This window comes from Stenotrophomonas sp. CFBP 13724, from assembly GCF_014841975.1.
Classification (GTDB): domain Bacteria; phylum Pseudomonadota; class Gammaproteobacteria; order Xanthomonadales; family Xanthomonadaceae; genus Stenotrophomonas; species Stenotrophomonas lacuserhaii.
The window spans coordinates 80736-96556 of sequence record NZ_JACYUW010000005.1; the positions used below are offsets into that span (position 1 = coordinate 80736).

A 15821-nucleotide genomic window follows, 5' to 3' on the forward strand; every position below is an offset into this window, starting at 1 on the left:
CGATCCGCAACGGCGGGCTCAACCGGCGACCGGCATCCTTTTTCCGGATGGGGAAAGGGACGCCGACCGCGCATCGCCGACGCTGCGCAGCTGGAACACCGCCACCGCCTCGGCCAGCACCTCGGCCTGCGCTTCCAGTGCACGCGCCGAGGCCGTGGCCTCTTCCACCATCGCCGCGTTCTGCTGGGTACTGGCGTCCATCTGCACGATGGTCTGGTTGACCTGGCCGATGCCGTTGCGCTGCTCCAACGAGGCATCACGGATCTGCGCCATGATCGCGGCCACCTGCTGCACGCTGGCCTGCAGTTCTTCCATGGTGGCACCGGCCTGGCTGACCGCACGCGTGCCCTGCCCCACCTGCTGCACCGAGTCCTCGATCAGTCCCTTGATCTGCCTGGCCGCATCGGCGCTGCGCTGCGCCAGCAGCCGCACTTCACTGGCCACCACGGCGAAGCTGCGGCCCTGCTCACCGGCCCGCGCCGCCTCCACGGCGGCATTCAACGCCAGGATGTTGGTCTGGAAGGCGATGCCGTCGATCAGCGCGGTGATCTCGCCGATGCGTCGCGACGATGCGCTGATGTCCTGCATCGAACGCTGCACCTGGCCCACCGCGTCGCCACCGCGCGCGGCCACTTCCGCGCTGGCGCGTACCAGTGTGTCGGCCTGCCCGGCGGCATCGGCGTTGCGCGATACGGTATCGGTCAACTCGTGCATGGACGCGGCGGTCTCTTCCAGGTTGGCCGCCTGCAGCTCGGTACGGGTGGAAAGATCCGCATTGCCGGCGCTGATTTCACCGGCCGCGTCGCCGATCGAGCGCGCCGCGTTCTGGATACCCGCCACGATGCCCGCCAGCTGGTCCACGGTCGCGTTGGCGTCGTCGCGCATGCGCGCGAACACACCGTCCAGGTCCCCGTCCATGCGTACGCGCAGGTCGCCCCGCGCCAACGCCGCCAGCAGCACCTGCAGATCGCCGAGGTTGTGTTCGAAGGTCGCCAGCAGGTGGTTGATGCTGGCCGACAGGCGATGCACGTAGCCCTGCTTTCCCTGCAGCGGAATGCGGCCGGCCAGCTCTCCCTGCGCCGCCGCATCCACCAGCGCGCCGACTTCGGTCTCCAGCAGCACTTCCAGGGCGCGGCTGCGCCACTCCACCACCTCGCCAAGCGACCGGCCGTCGTCGAAGATCGGCGTGGTCACCAGCTGCCAGGTCGTGCCGCCGTGCTGGATGTCGTACTCCTGGCGAACGCTGCCATCGATCCGCGCCAGCGCCGGATGCAGCTGTCGCGCAGGCCGGCCCAGCACGTCGTTCCCGCCCGCGCCCAGGGTCTGCAGCAACGCCGGATTGGCATGGGTCACTTCGCCCTGCGGATTGACCACCATCAGGCCGGTGGAGGCGCTGTCCAGTGCCTGCCGCGCACGGGCGTTCTCCTGCGCCACCGCCCGTTCGCGTTCGATGCGTGCCCGCAGCTGTTGCTGCATGTGGCCCAGCCGCTGCGCCAGCTGGCCGATTTCATCGTGTGGGTTATGCACGCGCAACACAGTATCCAGGCGGTCCTCGGCAATATCCTGGGCGAAGCGCAGGGTGTCCTGGATCGGTCGACGCACGGCGTGCAGCACCATCAACAGCGTGCCGATCAGCACCACAGCCACGGTCAGCAGCGAGGCGGCAAACAGTACCCCCAGGCGTGTGGCCTGCGCCTGCTGGCGGCTGCGCGCCTGCTCCAGGCTGGCTGCCTGCGCCTGCTGGAACGCCTCCAGCGCGGGGGTGATGCTGGCCGCCGTATCCACCAGCGATTGCGCTTCCACGTCCAGCCCCATGCGGGCGGCGGTATAGGACAGCAGGGCCCCCTGGTAGGTATCCATCAGATCGCGCAGCTGTTGCTGGGTATCGGCCGGCAGGCCCGCCAGCGCCAGGTCGAACGGCAGTTTCTCCTCGCTGGCGCGGTCGGCATGCCGGGAGTCGCCGCTCAACAGCAGCAGGCTTTCCTCACGGCGCATCCGCTGCACGTGCAGGGCCAGCAGCGGGCGTTGCGTTGCCTCCACCGCCGCCTGCAGGGCGTCGGCCGCCTGCTCCAGCTGCGCCGACATCGCTTCGTCGCCACGTCCCATTTCGTCCACGCGCGCGTTGAGCGCGGCGATGCCTTCGGCGAACGCGTCGGCCTGGGTGGTCAGTTCGGCCAATGCCTGCCGGCGCGCCGCGTCCATCGGCAGCGCCCGCAGCTGCTGCAAGGTGGCCCGCAGGCGCTGCTGGGCAGCCTGCAGCGCATCGCGATCGGCGGCATCGAAACTGCGTGCATACTGGGTCTGCAGGCGGCGTGCTTCGGCGATATCGGCGGCCAGCGTGGCGGCCAGTCCGGTGCCCTGCTGGTAGACCGCGAAGCTGCGTGCGGCGCGTTCGCTGCCGTGGCTGGTCCACCCGTACATCGCGGCAATGGTGATCAGGCCCAGGCCACAGACCAGCAGGCTGGCCTTGATCTTGGCGGCCACGCTGAGCCGCGCCAGGTGCCGCAGGGAAGGCCGCGCGCGTGCCGCAAGGTTGCGCAGGCGGGGGAAGGCAGAACGCAGGATGTGGGGGGCAGCCGGCATGACGGGATCCGAGGCGGAGTGACGCATCGGTATCGGCCTGCCCTGGCCGGACTTTAGCCCGCTGATGCGGGAATGTGCCGCGCTGCACGCGGCACGCTGCTCGTTGTAACAGCGCCGCAAGTCGCATCGATGACAGCGCACGGTGCCTGCTGTGGCCTGGTTCGCTGCGGCGGGCGCGCGCCGACCTTGCAGGCGTGGATCGCCCGCCGACCGCTTCACCGCGATCCGCCAGGCGGTGGCGGTGCCTTCCGGTCGTAATGCACGCGCGATCGCCACGTTGCACGCGGGAGTAGAAAAGCTGAAGGCCGGAAACGAACTGGCCGAAGCGTTCGCACGCTCCGGCCATTTCGATGTATCGCTCGTAGGTGGGGCCTGATCAGGCCCTGGCGAAGGCCAGCAGGTCGGCGTTGAACTGATCGGCGTGGGTCGAGGTCAGGCCATGCGGCGCGCCCGGGTAGACCTTCAGCGTGCCGTTGGCGAGCAGCTTGATCGACTTCTCAGCAGCAGCCTTGATCGGCACGATCTGGTCGTCGTCGCCGTGGATCACCAGCGTCGGCACGTCGATCTTCTTCAGGTCTTCGCTGTAGTCCACTTCAGAGAACTCACGCACGCAGTCGTACTGGCCCTTCACCCCGCCCAGCATGCCCTGCAGCCAGAACGAATCGCGCATGCCCTGGGTGACCGCGTTGCCATCGCGGTTGGCACCGAAGAACGGCGTGGCCAGGTCCTGGAAGAACTGCGAGCGATCCCCTCCAGTACCCTTGCGGATGCCGTCGAAGACGTCCAGAGGCGTGCCTTCCGGGTTGCCGGCGGTCTGCAGCATCAGCGGCGGCACCGCGCCGACCAGCACCACCTTGGCGACGCGGCTGCTGCCATGGCGACCTACGTAATGCGCCACTTCACCACCACCGGTGGAATGCCCGACCAGGATCGCGTCCTTGACCTCGGCCTGCTCCAGCACGGCGGCCAGGTCGTCGGCGTAGGTGTCCATGTTGTTGCCGTCCCAGGTCTGGCTGGAACGTCCGTGGCTGCGACGGTCGTGGGCGATCACGCGGAAGCCGTTCTGGCCCATGAACAGCATCTGCGGGTCCCAGGCGTCGGAGCTGAGCGGCCAGCCATGCGCGAACACGATCGGCTGGCCGGTGCCCCAGTCCTTGTAGAAGATGCGGGCGCCGTCTTTGACGGTAACGAAGTGGCTCATGCGATTGGCTCCTGTCGAAGTGGATGGAACATTGGGTCAGATGTCACTGTGGGTGTGCGGCACGGCGGCATCCAAGGCATCGCTGCCGCCGACGAAATGGCGCACCACCGGGTGCCGTTCGCCGCGGTGGAGCGTGCGCAGCTGCTCCTGTACGGTCTTGTCATCGGAGGTGATGCGTTCGTGCTGGCGCAGGTGCTCCAGCCACGACGCGGTGACGAAGTACTCCAGGTGCACGCCCGGGCTGGCGACATCTTCGGCCACGCCCCACAGCACCGCGCCATCGCGGCGGCGCACGCGGCCAAGCAGGCGCATGCACGCATGGAAAGCCGCACGGTCGGCCGCATCAATGCGGTATTCCACCGTCACCAGCACCGGTCCGCGGTCATGCGCCACCGCCACCGACAGCTCCGGTGCGGGCCAGTGGCCGGCCGGACGCAGGTCCAGTTCTTCGGTACCGGAGATGCGCACGCGCCATACCAGCAGGCCCGCCACCACCGAACCGACGGCCGCCACCAGCAGCGCCAGGGTGGGCGTGCTGCGCTGGGCGAGTGCGCCCCAGCACAGCCCACCGGCGGCCATGCCCAGTGAAAACACCATGATGTACAGCGCCAGCGCACGCGCCCGCACCCACGCCGGCACCGCGGTCTGCGCGGCGATCTGCAGCGAAGACAGCACGGTGATCCAGGCGAAGCCATTGACCAGCATCGCCAGCGGCAGCAGCACCCAGCTGCGCAGCAGGGCCAGCCCGACCAGGCTCAGCGCCAGCGCCAGCGTGGCCAGCAGCACCAGCAGGTCACGGTCCAGCCGCGCACGTAGTTTCGGCAGCAGCAGGGCACCACTGACCGCGCCGATGCCCACGCAGCCCAGCAACATGCCGTACTGCCCTGCCCCGCCCTGCATCTGCCCGCGCACCACCACCGGCAGCAGCGCGGTCATGGCGCTGGCGAAAAAGAAGAAGCCTGCGGACTTGATCAGCACCGCCTGCAGGTGGCCGGCCCGGCTGGCATAGCGCAGGCCGGATTTCAGCCCGGCGCCGAAGCCCTCCGGCGGCAGGCTGGAGGCCTTCGGATCACGCTGCCAGCGCAGCAGCACCACCAGCATGGCGGCGAAGCTGATCGCATTGAAGCCGAACGCCCACGTGGCCCCCAGCTGGGCGACGATCACCCCGCCGATGGCCGGGCCCAGCGAGCGCGCGATGTTGATGCCGATCGAGTTCAGCGCCACCGCCGAGGCCAGCATCGGCGGCGGTACCAGTTCGGACACGATCGCCGCCTGCGCCGGCATCGCCATCGCCGCGCCGCAGCCCATGCAGAACGTGAGCACCACCAGCAGGGTCGGGCTGAGCATGTCCAGGTGGGTCAGCACCGCCATGGTGCCGGCCACCGCCAGCATCCAGCCCTGGGTGGCCAGCAGGTAGCGGCGACGGTCGACGATGTCGGCCAGGGTGCCGGCCACCAGCGCCAGCAGCACGATCGGCACGGTGGTGGCCGACTGCACCAGCGCGACCATCAGCGGCGAGCCGGTGCGTTCTGCCATCACCCAGGCCGCGGCCACGTCGTTGACCCAGGTGCCGATGTTGCTGCCCATGATGGCCAGCCACAACGCGCGGAACATGCCGATCTGCAGCGGCGCCCAGGCGCCGGGCGCAGCGGGGGAAGAGGTCTTTACCATTGCCACGCTCCTACGATGGAGGCAAAAAGAGTGTTGCGGCCACCGGCCTGGCGCAGTGCCGGACCGGCATCCACCCAGGCCAGCTGCCATTGCCAGAGCCAGTCTTCGCTGGCCTGCCAGCGGGTTTCCGCTTTGTATTGCGTGCCGATGCGACGCGCGCCACCGGCACTGCCGGGCAACGGCGCCAGCGGTGCCGGCGTGGTGTACACCGCATCGCTGCGCTGTTGTTTCCAGGCCAGCTGCACGCCCAGCTGGGTGCTGAAGCGCTCGTTGAACTGCAGGTCCAGGGTCGGCTGCACGTCGACCAGATTGGCCGGCGCCAGCAGGCTGGCCTCGCTGAAATAGGACGACTTCGGGTACAACGCATTGAAGGTCTGCAGGCGCCCATCGCCCGCATCGCGGTCACCGCTGGCGATGTCCAGCTTCACCCCGAGCCGTGGTTGCAGCGGCGCCTGGTGCCAGCGCCAGCCGGTATCGCTGGCCAGCGTCCAGGCACGGACGTCCAGCCGCTGCATGGCGGTATCCAGATGACCCCGCTGCGCCACCGCTTCCACGTTCCAGTCGAGTGCGTCGGCCTGGCCGAACCAGCGCGTGCCCAGCGTCTGCCGCCGTTCGCGCCCGTTGCCGTCGGCGAAGCGTGCGCCGTCGCGCTGGTAATCCAGCAGATAGCCATCCCATTGCCCGCGACGACCCTGCGCGGCGCTGGTCGCGTACGCGCCCCACAGGTGGGCGCCCGGCTCGCTGCGGTCATCGAACGCGCCGGGACGGTTGTCCAACGCGCGCAGCGCCAGCAGATCCAGGCGGCCGGCCGCGCCGCGCCAGCCCAGCCGCAGGCCATCGAACGCCAGTCGGATGTTCGGTCCATCGCGCACCGACAGCAACCGCGAACTGCCATAGCTGGCTTCCTGCCGTCCCAGCTGCAGCCAAGCGTGCCGTCCCTGCCAGCGCCAGTAGGCCTGCTGTACGTCCAGCGAGCCTTGATCGGTGCCACCGGGCCCACCGGCGCGTCCCTGTTCGGCATGCACGCCCAGCTGCACGCGTGCCTGCCAGTCATCGCGGCGATACGTCGCCGATCCCAGCGCGCGCAGCAGGCCATAGCCATCTTCGCCGCCACCAATGCCGAAGCGGGTGGGGTCGAAGTACATTCCCCGCAACCGCAGCGAGGCGTCCCACTGCAGGTCGCCGTTGCCCAGCGCGGTGCAATGGCCCGCCTCGCAGCCGGCCTGCACGCGTGCCTGTGCCAGCGCGGGCAGCGCCAGCACCGCGAGGGTCAGAACGCGAAGCACGAGCAGCCCATGGCACCCCAGAACGCCTGCAGGTCACCGGTCGGTGCCGCATGGTGGGCGGCATGGCCGTGTGCGCCGTGGGTGGAACAGGGCGCGCCATGGTGATGGTGATGCGCCATCGCCAGGCCGGTGGCCGTACCGCCGACGTGGTAGCCGCCGAAGCGGTTGACCGGTGACCAGTCCGGCATCGCCGGCGGCAGTACCGGTGCCAGCCCATCGTAGTCCTCGGCGGCGTGCACGATACGGCCGCCCAGCACGGTCAGCACACTGGTGATGTCGGCGATCTGGTCGTCGTCCACGCGGAAGTAATCGGCCGACAGCACGACGAAATCGGCCAGCTGGCCAACCTTCAGCGTGCCCTTTCGGTCTTCATCGCCAGAGAACCACGCGCTGCCCTGCGTCCACAGGCGCAGCGCCTGTTCGCGTTCCAGCAGGTTCTCATCGCCATACAGTGCCAGCCCGCCCACGGTGCGCCCGGTGACCAGCCACGACAGCGCGACCCACGGGTTGTAGCTGGCCACCCGCGTGGCGTCTGTACCCGCGCCTACCGGAACGCCTTCGGCCAGCATCCGCTTCACCGGCGGCGTGTGGCGTGCCGCCTGCACGCCATAGCGTTCGACGAAGGCCTCGCCCTGGTAGGCCATGCGATGCTGGATCGCCAAGCCGCCACCCATCGCGCGGATGCGTTCGATGTTGCGCGGGGTGATGGTCTCGGCGTGGTCGATGAACCAGTGCAGGCCGTCGAACGGCACCTCGCGGTTGACCTGCTCGTAGACGTCCAGGATGCGCGAGATGCTTTCGTCGTAGGTCGCATGGATGCGGAACGGCCAGCGCTTTTCCACCAGCAACCGGACCACGTCGTGCAGTTCCGGCTCCAGTTCCGGCGGCAACTCCGGTCGTGGTTCGTTGAACAGTTCGAAGTCCGCCGCGGAGAACACCAGCATCTCGCCCGCGCCGTTGTGGCGCAGCAGGTCGTCGCCCTGGCGGGGCTGCAGGATCTCGCTCCAGCGCTGGAAGTCACCGACTTCACCGCCCTTGTTCTGGGTGAACAGGTTGTAGGCGATGCGCACGCTGAGCTGGTCATCGCGGTGCAGCTGTTCGATGACCTGGTAGTCCTCGGGATAGTTCTGGAAGCCACCGCCGGCATCGATCACCGAGGTGATCCCCAGCCGGTTCAACTCGCGCATGAAATGGCGTGTCGAGTTGGCCTGGTACTCGATCGGCAGCTTGGGGCCCTTGGCCAGCGTGGCGTACAGGATCACCGCGTTCGGCTTGGCCAGCAGCAGGCCGGTGGGATTGCCCAGCTTGTCGCGCACGATCTGCCCACCGGGCGGGTCCGGCGTGTTCTTGTCGTAGCCGCAGGCCCGCAGCGCGGCGCGGTTGAGCAACGCGCGGTCATACAGGTGCAGCAGGAACACCGGCGTATCCGGTGCGATGGTGTTGATCTCTTCCAGCGTCGGCAGGCGCTTTTCGGTGAACTGTGCGGCAGTGAAGCCACCGACCACGCGCACCCATTGCGGCGCCGGTGTGCGATCGACCTGCACCTTCAGCATGGCCAGCGCATCGGCCAGCGAGCGCAGCCCATCCCAGCGCAGCTCCAGGTTGTAGTTGAGCCCGCCGCGGATCAGGTGGGTATGACTGTCATTGAGCCCGGGCACCAGCCGGCGGCCCCGCGCATCGATGATCGTAGCCTCGGCCGCCCAGCCGCGCATGATGTCGTCGTCGCTGCCGACGGCGACGATGCGCCCGTCCTGCACGGCCAGCGCCTGTGCATGCGGCAGTGCCGGGTCGAGGGTAGTGATGCGGGCATTGCGGATGACCAGCGTGCTCATGCGTCGCTCCGGAGATGAGGGGGAAGAAGCCGCCGCCAGGCTGCGGCCGGCCAGGCCCAGCGCGAGTGCCGCGCCAGCCCCCAGCAGCACCTCGCGGCGACCGGGCTGGGAAGGATCGGGACTCATGAGGGCACTCCAGGGGAAGCAAGGAAAGAATCAAGCGAGAACGTGCCAGCGCCAGCCAGCGCGACCGACAGCAGCAGCAAGGTCCACATCACCGGGTACTCCATGCCGCCGTGCATCCAGAACCACCCGCGTGGCAGCGCCAGCAACGCGGTGAAGGCGATGAAGGCGGCACCCGCCAGCGCCGCCGCATGGGTCTGCCAGCCAAGCAGCACCGCCAACCCAGCCACCACCTGCAGCACCGCCAGCAGCAGCGGCAGCGGTGCGCTGGCAGGAAGGCCGAACCCGCGCAGTTCGCCGGCAAAGCCGGCAAGGCCCGGGCCGTTGAACCAGCCGAACAACTTGCCCAGCGCATGCGGCAACAGGAATCCTCCCGCCGCCACGCGCAGCATCAGCAGCGCCACGTCCAGGGCATGGCTGCTGCCCATGCTCAGTGACCGCCTTCCTGGGCGCCGAACATGGTCTTGGCGTACTGGATGCCCACCCCATAGCCCCCTGCATGCTCGCGGGCGATGCCGGTGGTGAGGTCGTAGGTTTCACCGCGCGCCCAGTCGCGCTGCAGTTCCAGCAGGTACTGCACGCTGGTGATCGGCACCGCGCCGGCCTGCACCATGCGGGTGACGGCGCGCTCATGCGCTTCATCGCTCACGTCGCCGCAGGCGTCGGTGATGACATAGATCTCGAAGCCCTGCTCGATCGCCGACAGGGTCGGGCCGACGATGCAGACACTGGTCCACAGGCCGGCGATGACCAGGCGCTGCTTGCCGATGCTGTTGATCTCATCGATCACGCCCTGGTCTTCCCAGGCATTCATCGACGTGCGGTCGAACACCGGCTGGCCCGGGAAGATCGCCGGCAGTTCCGGGAACAGCGGACCGGAGAACGCCTTCTCAGCCACGGTGGTCAGCACCACCGGCACCTTGAAGCCCTTTGCGCCCTTGCTGATCAGCGCGACGTTGTTGCGCAGCGCGGAGATGTCGATGGTGTGGGTGGCGAACGCCATCTGCGACTGATGGTCGATCAGCACCAGGGCGTGGTCGGTCGGGGACAGCAGCGCGTTGCCGGGGACGGCGGTGGCCTTGTTCATGCGGTTGGCTCCAGGAAGGGTGGGAGGGAATCAGTACGAGGACGCGGCGTGCAGCGCGTAGCGGCGCGGACTGCAGCCAGTGGCGGCACGGAAGCTGCGGATGAAGTGGCTCTGGTCAAAGAACGCCAGTTCGCTGGCGATGCGGCCGACCGGCTGCGAGCCTTCGCGCAACCAGTGGCGGGCCTGGTCGATGCGACGCTGGCGCAGCCACCCGGTCGGGCTGAGCCCGGTGGCGCTGCGGAACAAGCGGGCGAGGTGGAAGCGGCTGACGCACGCAGCGGCGGCGATCTGCACCACGTCGATCGGCTGGCCGAGGTTCTGCTCCATGAAGGCCTGCGCGCGGCGAACGGCTGCGGCCTGCGCCTCCTTGAGGCCAGGCAGGGCCGAAGGCGTGCCGCGGCACGGGGTGTCGGTGGCCATCGGCAGCGCTCGTTGTGGGGAGTGCATAGCGTGGCGGCAGACGCCCTGGCGCCCTACCCCCGACGGGGTGGGCAGCGCGCTCACTCTTTCGGGGGAGGCGCCCGCCGGGCGGCAAGCAGCACCCGCCGACCGAACAGGCAGGCATCCAGCGAGTAGGCACCGGGACCGAGCAGCAACAAGCAAGCAGGCAGCAGGACCAGCGCCGTGCTGCCCGTCCCGGTCCACAACACCAACGTGGCCAACGCCACGGCCAGTGGAGTCAGCCCGCCGAGGGCCAGCAGCAGCGCCGCCGAGGCAGCGACCCATTGGTGCCACGCGGCCACCGGCCAGGGCCAGCACATCGCAACCGCCAGGCAAAGCCGTATCCACAGCAGGCCGATACCCGGCGCACGATCAGGAAACATCACGAACAGACGCTGCATTCCACCCTCCCGTGGACAGGCCTTCATGGTTACCTGATCCAGCACCGGCCCACCTGCCCCGATCGGGTAGGCCGGCAGTGCCCCCGGCCTGCGAGAATGCAGCATGCCGCCTGCTCTTCCGCCGCTGCTGCGCCACGTGAGTACCTGCCTGCTGCAGGTCGCGTTGTTGTGGGTCGCACTGCCAATGGCGGCGCGCGCGGCGCTGCCGGTGCCACCGCAGGCGCAGGCCGGACTGCCGGGCTTCCAGCACAGCGCCTGGCGTGTCGGCCAGGGCGCGCCGGGAGATGTCTGGGACATCGCGCAGGACCGCCAGGGCACGCTGCTGCTGGCCACGGGCTCGGGCCTGTACCGCTTCGATGGCCACCGCTTCGAGCGCGACTTGGCGCCACCGGGCAGCAGCTTCCCATCCACCAACATGGTGTCGTTGCTGCTGGACCACGACGACAGCCTGTGGATCGGCTATTTCCAGGCTGGCATCAGCCATCTACAGGCAGACCGGCTGCGCAGTTTCCTTACGGGGCGCGATGTGCCCAACGGCCCGGTGCCGCGCATGGCGCGCGATGGCGATGGCCGGCTGTGGGCGGCGCTCAAGGGCGGCCTGCGCTGGTACGACGGCCAACAGTGGCAGCCGCCCACGCCGGCGATGCAGGTACCTGCCTTGCCCGCGCACTGGCTGCAGCGCGACCACCAGGGAACGCTGTGGCTGCTGGCGGGCAACGCACTGTGGCGGCTTCCGCGTGGCGCCAGTCACTTCGAGCCCACCGAGGTGGAGGCATCACCGCAGTCGGTGCTGGCCGAGCGCGCCGATGGCAGCCTGTGGCTGGCCGACCGGCGACGCGGCATCCTGCCGGTGGCGCGCGACGGCACCCCGCTGTCGGCCGCGCAACGCGAATCCCGACGCCTGCCCGACCTGCGCGCCGATCGCATCCTGTTCGCGCGCGATGGCAGCCTGTGGGGCACCCGCATCGGCAGTGGCGGCGTGTTCCGGCTCAGCTTCGACGGCACGCAGCCCACGCTGCTGGAAAACTTCGACGTGGCGCAGGGACTGACGTCGACCTCGGCCTCGCCGCTGCTGGAAGACCGCGAAGGCAACATCTGGATCGGCACCAACCTGGGCTTGAACCGGTTCCGTGCGCGAAGCGTGCATGCGCTGCTGGATGTGGGTCCGTCGGGTCCTTACCGGACGCTGTACCGCACCGCGGGCGGCAAGGTGCAGGGCTACGATGACGACCTGCGGATGTTCGACCTGCAGCGCAGCCTGGTCCGCGCCGGCCCTGCGGCCATGCAGCGCGCCAGCCTGCAGTCGGCTGATCCGCTGTGGCTGTTCCACGATGACAGGCTGTACCGACGCACCGCTGGCAGGACGGTATCGTTCGCCGCGCCGAGCTGGACCGCCGGGCACTCCTTCAATTCGGTGTTCTTCGCCACGCAGGACGAAGCGTGGGCGTGTGCCGGCCCCTACACGCTGCACTTCAAGGACGGTCGATGGCGCAATGATCATCGCCTGCCCGCGCGCAGTTGCAGCCTTGTCAGCGTGGATGAACGCGGACGTGTGCTGGTCGGGCATGACGATGGCACGCTGCACGTGGTCGATGGCCACTCGGTACGGGCCTACGGTCCGGCGCAGGGACTGAATGTCGGTCCGGTCACCGCCGTGTACGCACGCGGTGAGGAACTGCTGGTCGCCGGGGAGTCCGGCCTTGCTGCACTGGAAGGCGCGCGCTTCCACGTGCTGCAGGCTGATATCCCCGGCGTGCTGGAAGGCATCACCGGCATCGCTGGTGAAACATCGGGTACGCGCTGGTTGAACGGCAGCCGCGGCCTGGTGCGTACCGATGCCGATGCGCTGCGGGTGGCGGCGGGCAGCGCACGCGCGCTCTCCCCGCGCCTGTTCGACGATGCCGACGGCATGCCGGGCATCGCCCTGCAGAGCAGCCCCACCGCCACGGCAATGCTGGCCGATGATGGGTTGCTGTGGCTGGCGACCAACCAGGGCCTGGCGTGGCTGGACACCACCCTGCCCCATCGCAATGAACGTGCACCGGACGTGCGCATCGGCGAGGTGTCCTTCGATGGGCAGCATGCGCTGCTGCGCGAGGGGCTACGGCTTCCCGCCGGCACCGACCAGGTGCAGATCGACTACGTGGCGCTGTCACTGGCGCGACCAGAGCGCACCCGCTACCGATACCAGCTGTCCGGCGTGGACAGCAGCTGGCAGGAGGCGGGCAGCCAGACCCGCGCGCACTACACCAACCTCGTGCCTGGAACCTACCGCTTCGAGGTGATGGCCGCCAACGAAGACGGGGTCTGGAGCAGCAACCCGGCGGTACGCACTTTCCAGATCGCCCCCACCTTCATGCAGACGCTGTGGTTCAAGCTGCTGTGCGTGCTGGCCGTACTGGCGCTGCTGGTGATGGCCGTGCGCATCCGCAGCGGCCAGCTTGCCGCGCTGGTGCGGGCCCGCTTGCAGGAGCGCCATGGCGAACGCGAGCGGATCGCGCGCGACCTCCACGACACCCTGTTGCAGGGCAGCCAGGGCCTGATTCTGCGCCTGCATGCGATCAGCCAATCGGCGCAGGCAACGCCGCAGGTGCGCAGCAGCCTGGAGGCGGCCATGCAGCTGGCCGAACAGAACCTCGCCGAAGGCCGCGAACGCGTTGCGGCGCTGCGCGATGGCCCGGCTGCCGGACAGGACCTGGTGACCGCGCTGGCCCATGTGCATGAGGAATATGCCGGCGAGGGCGTCAACCCACTGCGGCTGACGGTGGAAGGAGCGGCACCGCCGTTGCAGGCCCACGCGGCCGAAGAAGTCTTCCTGATCGGTCGCGAAGCGATCCGCAACGCCCTGCACCATGCCCAGGCGGGGGCGATCGAAGTGGAACTGGCCTACGGGCGCAGTTGCCTGCTGCTGCACGTGCGCGATGACGGTCGCGGCATGACCGACACCCACGGCGCCGCCGACGGCCACTGGGGCATGCAGGGCATGCGCGAGCGCGCACGCCGACTGTCCGGGGAACTACGCGTCTGGTCGCGCCCCGGGCTGGGCACCGAAATCGCGCTGTCAGTGCCCGCCAATCGCATCTACCGGCAACGCCCCTCGCCATGGCGACGCTGGTTGCCCAACAGGAAACCTCCCGCATGAACCCCAACGATTCCATCGGCGTGCTGATCGTCGACGACCATCCGCTGCTGCGCGATGGGCTGGGCGCGCTGCTGTCCACCCAGTCGGACATGCATCTGGTGGGCGAAGCCGCCGACGGCGAACAGGCAGTGGAATGCTACCTGCGGCTGCACCCGGACGTGGTGCTGATGGACCTGCAGTTGCCCGGCATCGATGGCGTTGAAGCCATCATGCGCATCCGTGCACAGGATCCCAAAGCCCGCATCATCGTATTGACGACGTACCGCGGCGATGTCCGCGCGGTACGTGCGCTGCAGGCCGGCGCCAGTGCCTACCTGCTCAAGGACATGCTGCGGCATGAACTGATCGACACCATCCGCAGCGTCGCTGGCGGTCGTCGCGCTGCCATTCCGGCTCAACTGGCGGCCAGTATCGCGGCCCACGTGGTGGAAGACCGGTTGTCCCCGCGCGAAACCGAAGTGCTGGTCCACGTCGCGGCCGGCATGTCCAACCGGCGCGTGGGTGAGCAGATGCAGATTTCCGAGCAGACTGTCAAAGCGCACATGAAAAGCATCATGGAGAAGCTGGGCGTCGGTGACCGCACGCATGCAGTCACCATGGCCCTGCGCCGCGGCATCATCAGCCTGGATGATGACACCGGCGAACGCTGAGCCGGCTCAGAAGCGCACGTCCGCCTTGATGCCTACCACCACCGCATCCTCGCGCGATGCCAGCCCACCGGGATGGCGCACGTACTGGACACCGGGCTGGAGGTCCAGTCCGGCGGCGGGCTTCCAGCCGTAGAAGACCTCGGCGACCTGTTCGCGCCTTGCGGGCGGGCCGCCGTGGCGCTGTCGCTGGCTGTTGGCCAGGCGCGGATTGACCCGGGTACTGGCCAGCCCCAGGCCGATGCGGTCCTCCGGCCGTGAGCGTACGGTTCCGGTGTGGACAAGCTGCAGGCTGACCATCTGGTCGATCTCGCCCGTACGGCGGTCGCCCTGTGCGAAGGCCAGCTGGGTCCGCAATCCCGATGATTCGCTGCTTGCGTTGCCGTGGGTCAGCTGCTGCTGCGCGCTGGCCCATCCGCCGTAGGCACCGGTGCGCAGCAACGCCATGCCGCCGGCCGCATGGATCGGTAGCGGCTGCACCGCGTCCGCACGCGGCGCACTGCTGTACCAGCCCCCCACCGCATACCGGCCCGTGCGCCCATCGAATGACGGCTCCCAGCCCAGTTCCAGCGGTGTGAGGGTGCCGACCGTGCCGGCCGGTGCCAGGCGCAGGCCACCCCCACGTTCATCGGCATAGCGGGGGTTGACCTGGTAGGCAGCCGCACGCAGGTAGACCGCGGGCAGCGGCCGGTAGGTGACCACCGCGCCCCATTGGCTGAGCGGCGAATTGAACCAGTAGTCGCCCCCGAACAGCGCCACCTGGCCACCGCACAGCGCCAGGTTCATGGCGACGCAGTCGAGCATGTTGAAGTCCTCCCCCACCGCGAGCCGCCCCGCCTTTGCATCGAAGCGGCCATCGGCGGACTGCCGGCCCAGCCACAGGCTGCCCAGCCGCGGGATGTGGCCACGCCCATGGATTTCCTGGCTTGCCATCAGGCTGCCCAGGCCGGCCCGGGCGGTGACGCTGTCTCCGTCGCGCAGGCTCAGGGAAAGCTGGGCACGGGTGCCGGACCATCCCCACAGCCGCTCCAGGTCGAAGCGTGCGCTTGCGGACAGCTGGCCGGCATGGGCACTGGTGCGGCGCTGGCCACCGGATGTGTTGCGCGCCGCTTCCACGGTGTAGCCGAGATCCAGCGTGATGCCGTTGTCCTGCCATGCCGGGCGGCGTCCGCCCCAGTCACCGGTGACACCCTGTGCGAGCGCACCTTGCGCTGCGGCGGCGAGGCTCAGGCCGGCCAGAACACGCAGCCCGATGAAAGAATTGTCCACGTCGACTCCTTGCTGCAAGGAGCCTCAACGTGGCACGCCGCGCTTCGTTTACCCTGCGCAGCACTACGGGTCTGCGGAGAAGGTCACAGCCTGCGCTGCAGGAAGGGCGAAGAGTGTCAGCGTGTGTCCGCGCGACTG

13 protein-coding genes are annotated in these 15821 nt (G+C 68.9%); 3 read left to right on the forward strand and 10 right to left on the reverse strand.

Annotation, left to right across the window (positions count from 1 at the left end; genetic code table 11):
- Positions 1 to 18: 18 nt before the first annotated feature.
- A complete protein-coding gene (locus tag IFT63_RS16615) occupies positions 19 to 2583 on the reverse strand; it encodes a methyl-accepting chemotaxis protein (RefSeq protein ID WP_192085162.1) in 2565 nt (854 codons plus the stop codon).
- 151 nt (positions 2584 to 2734) lie between these two features.
- Between IFT63_RS16615 and IFT63_RS16620 the strand changes: the two genes are divergently transcribed.
- The gene (locus IFT63_RS16620) at positions 2735 to 2959 is read left to right on the forward strand and encodes a hypothetical protein (RefSeq protein ID WP_192085163.1); all 225 of its coding nucleotides are present in this window, start codon (positions 2735 to 2737) and stop codon (positions 2957 to 2959) included.
- Here the strand turns inward: IFT63_RS16620 and IFT63_RS16625 are convergent, their stop codons facing one another.
- The 8 genes from IFT63_RS16625 to IFT63_RS16660 form a co-directional block, all read right to left on the reverse strand.
- Entirely contained in the window at positions 2960 to 3784 is an 825-nt protein-coding gene (locus IFT63_RS16625) for an alpha/beta hydrolase (protein ID WP_101101395.1), read from the reverse strand.
- A gap of 36 nt (positions 3785 to 3820) precedes the next feature.
- Positions 3821 to 5455, reverse strand: a complete 1635-nt coding sequence (locus IFT63_RS16630) for an MFS transporter (protein WP_192085164.1) — start codon at positions 5453 to 5455, stop codon at positions 3821 to 3823.
- Positions 5449 to 6747, reverse strand: coding sequence for an alginate export family protein (locus tag IFT63_RS16635; RefSeq protein ID WP_192085218.1), 1299 nt, complete (start codon positions 6745 to 6747; stop codon positions 5449 to 5451). Before IFT63_RS16635 ends, IFT63_RS16630 begins: the two co-directional genes overlap by 7 nt.
- Positions 6726 to 8573, reverse strand: a complete 1848-nt coding sequence (locus tag IFT63_RS16640; protein ID WP_192085217.1) for an amidohydrolase — start codon at positions 8571 to 8573, stop codon at positions 6726 to 6728. The genes IFT63_RS16635 and IFT63_RS16640 overlap by 22 nt, the downstream gene beginning before the upstream one ends.
- 122 nt (positions 8574 to 8695) lie before the next feature.
- Complete coding sequence (locus IFT63_RS16645) at positions 8696 to 9124, reverse strand: DoxX family protein (protein ID WP_192085165.1); 429 nt, start codon at positions 9122 to 9124, stop codon at positions 8696 to 8698.
- A 2-nt stretch (positions 9125 to 9126) separates the two neighbouring features.
- Entirely contained in the window at positions 9127 to 9783 is a 657-nt protein-coding gene (locus IFT63_RS16650) for a hydrolase (RefSeq protein WP_192085166.1), read from the reverse strand.
- A gap of 30 nt (positions 9784 to 9813) precedes the next feature.
- Positions 9814 to 10203, reverse strand: coding sequence for a helix-turn-helix transcriptional regulator (locus IFT63_RS16655; protein WP_192085167.1), 390 nt, complete (start codon positions 10201 to 10203; stop codon positions 9814 to 9816).
- 80 nt (positions 10204 to 10283) lie between these two features.
- Positions 10284 to 10625: a hypothetical protein gene (locus IFT63_RS16660; protein ID WP_192085168.1), complete on the reverse strand. Its 342-nt coding sequence runs from the start codon at positions 10623 to 10625 to the stop codon at positions 10284 to 10286.
- A gap of 103 nt (positions 10626 to 10728) precedes the next feature.
- Between IFT63_RS16660 and IFT63_RS16665 the strand changes: the two genes are divergently transcribed.
- Positions 10729 to 13767, forward strand: a complete 3039-nt coding sequence (locus IFT63_RS16665) for a sensor histidine kinase (RefSeq protein WP_192085169.1) — start codon at positions 10729 to 10731, stop codon at positions 13765 to 13767.
- Positions 13764 to 14417 carry a response regulator transcription factor gene (locus IFT63_RS16670; RefSeq protein WP_042614522.1) on the forward strand — a complete coding sequence of 218 codons (654 nt, stop codon included), beginning with the start codon at positions 13764 to 13766 and terminating at the stop codon, positions 14415 to 14417. The genes IFT63_RS16665 and IFT63_RS16670 overlap by 4 nt, the downstream gene beginning before the upstream one ends.
- A 6-nt stretch (positions 14418 to 14423) precedes the next feature.
- Here IFT63_RS16670 and IFT63_RS16675 read toward each other — a convergent pair whose 3' ends face one another.
- Positions 14424 to 15683: a carbohydrate porin gene (locus tag IFT63_RS16675; RefSeq protein WP_192085170.1), complete on the reverse strand. Its 1260-nt coding sequence runs from the start codon at positions 15681 to 15683 to the stop codon at positions 14424 to 14426.
- Positions 15684 to 15821 lie beyond the last annotated feature (138 nt).

Excerpts from the sequence above, each read along its gene's own strand:
- IFT63_RS16615 (WP_192085162.1), bottom strand. The coding sequence starts at position 2,583 with ATGCCGGCTGCCCCCCACATCCTGCGTTCTGCCTTCCCCCGCCTGCGC.
- IFT63_RS16625 (WP_101101395.1), bottom strand. The coding sequence starts at position 3,784 with ATGAGCCACTTCGTTACCGTCAAAGACGGCGCCCGCATCTTCTACAAG.
- IFT63_RS16630 (WP_192085164.1), bottom strand. The coding sequence starts at position 5,455 with ATGGTAAAGACCTCTTCCCCCGCTGCGCCCGGCGCCTGGGCGCCGCTG.
- IFT63_RS16640 (WP_192085217.1), bottom strand. The coding sequence starts at position 8,573 with ATGAGCACGCTGGTCATCCGCAATGCCCGCATCACTACCCTCGACCCG.
- IFT63_RS16645 (WP_192085165.1), bottom strand. The coding sequence starts at position 9,124 with ATGGGCAGCAGCCATGCCCTGGACGTGGCGCTGCTGATGCTGCGCGTG.
- IFT63_RS16650 (WP_192085166.1), bottom strand. The coding sequence starts at position 9,783 with ATGAACAAGGCCACCGCCGTCCCCGGCAACGCGCTGCTGTCCCCGACC.
- IFT63_RS16655 (WP_192085167.1), bottom strand. The coding sequence starts at position 10,203 with ATGGCCACCGACACCCCGTGCCGCGGCACGCCTTCGGCCCTGCCTGGC.
- IFT63_RS16660 (WP_192085168.1), bottom strand. The coding sequence starts at position 10,625 with ATGCAGCGTCTGTTCGTGATGTTTCCTGATCGTGCGCCGGGTATCGGC.
- IFT63_RS16665 (WP_192085169.1), top strand. The coding sequence starts at position 10,729 with ATGCCGCCTGCTCTTCCGCCGCTGCTGCGCCACGTGAGTACCTGCCTG.
- IFT63_RS16670 (WP_042614522.1), top strand. The coding sequence starts at position 13,764 with ATGAACCCCAACGATTCCATCGGCGTGCTGATCGTCGACGACCATCCG.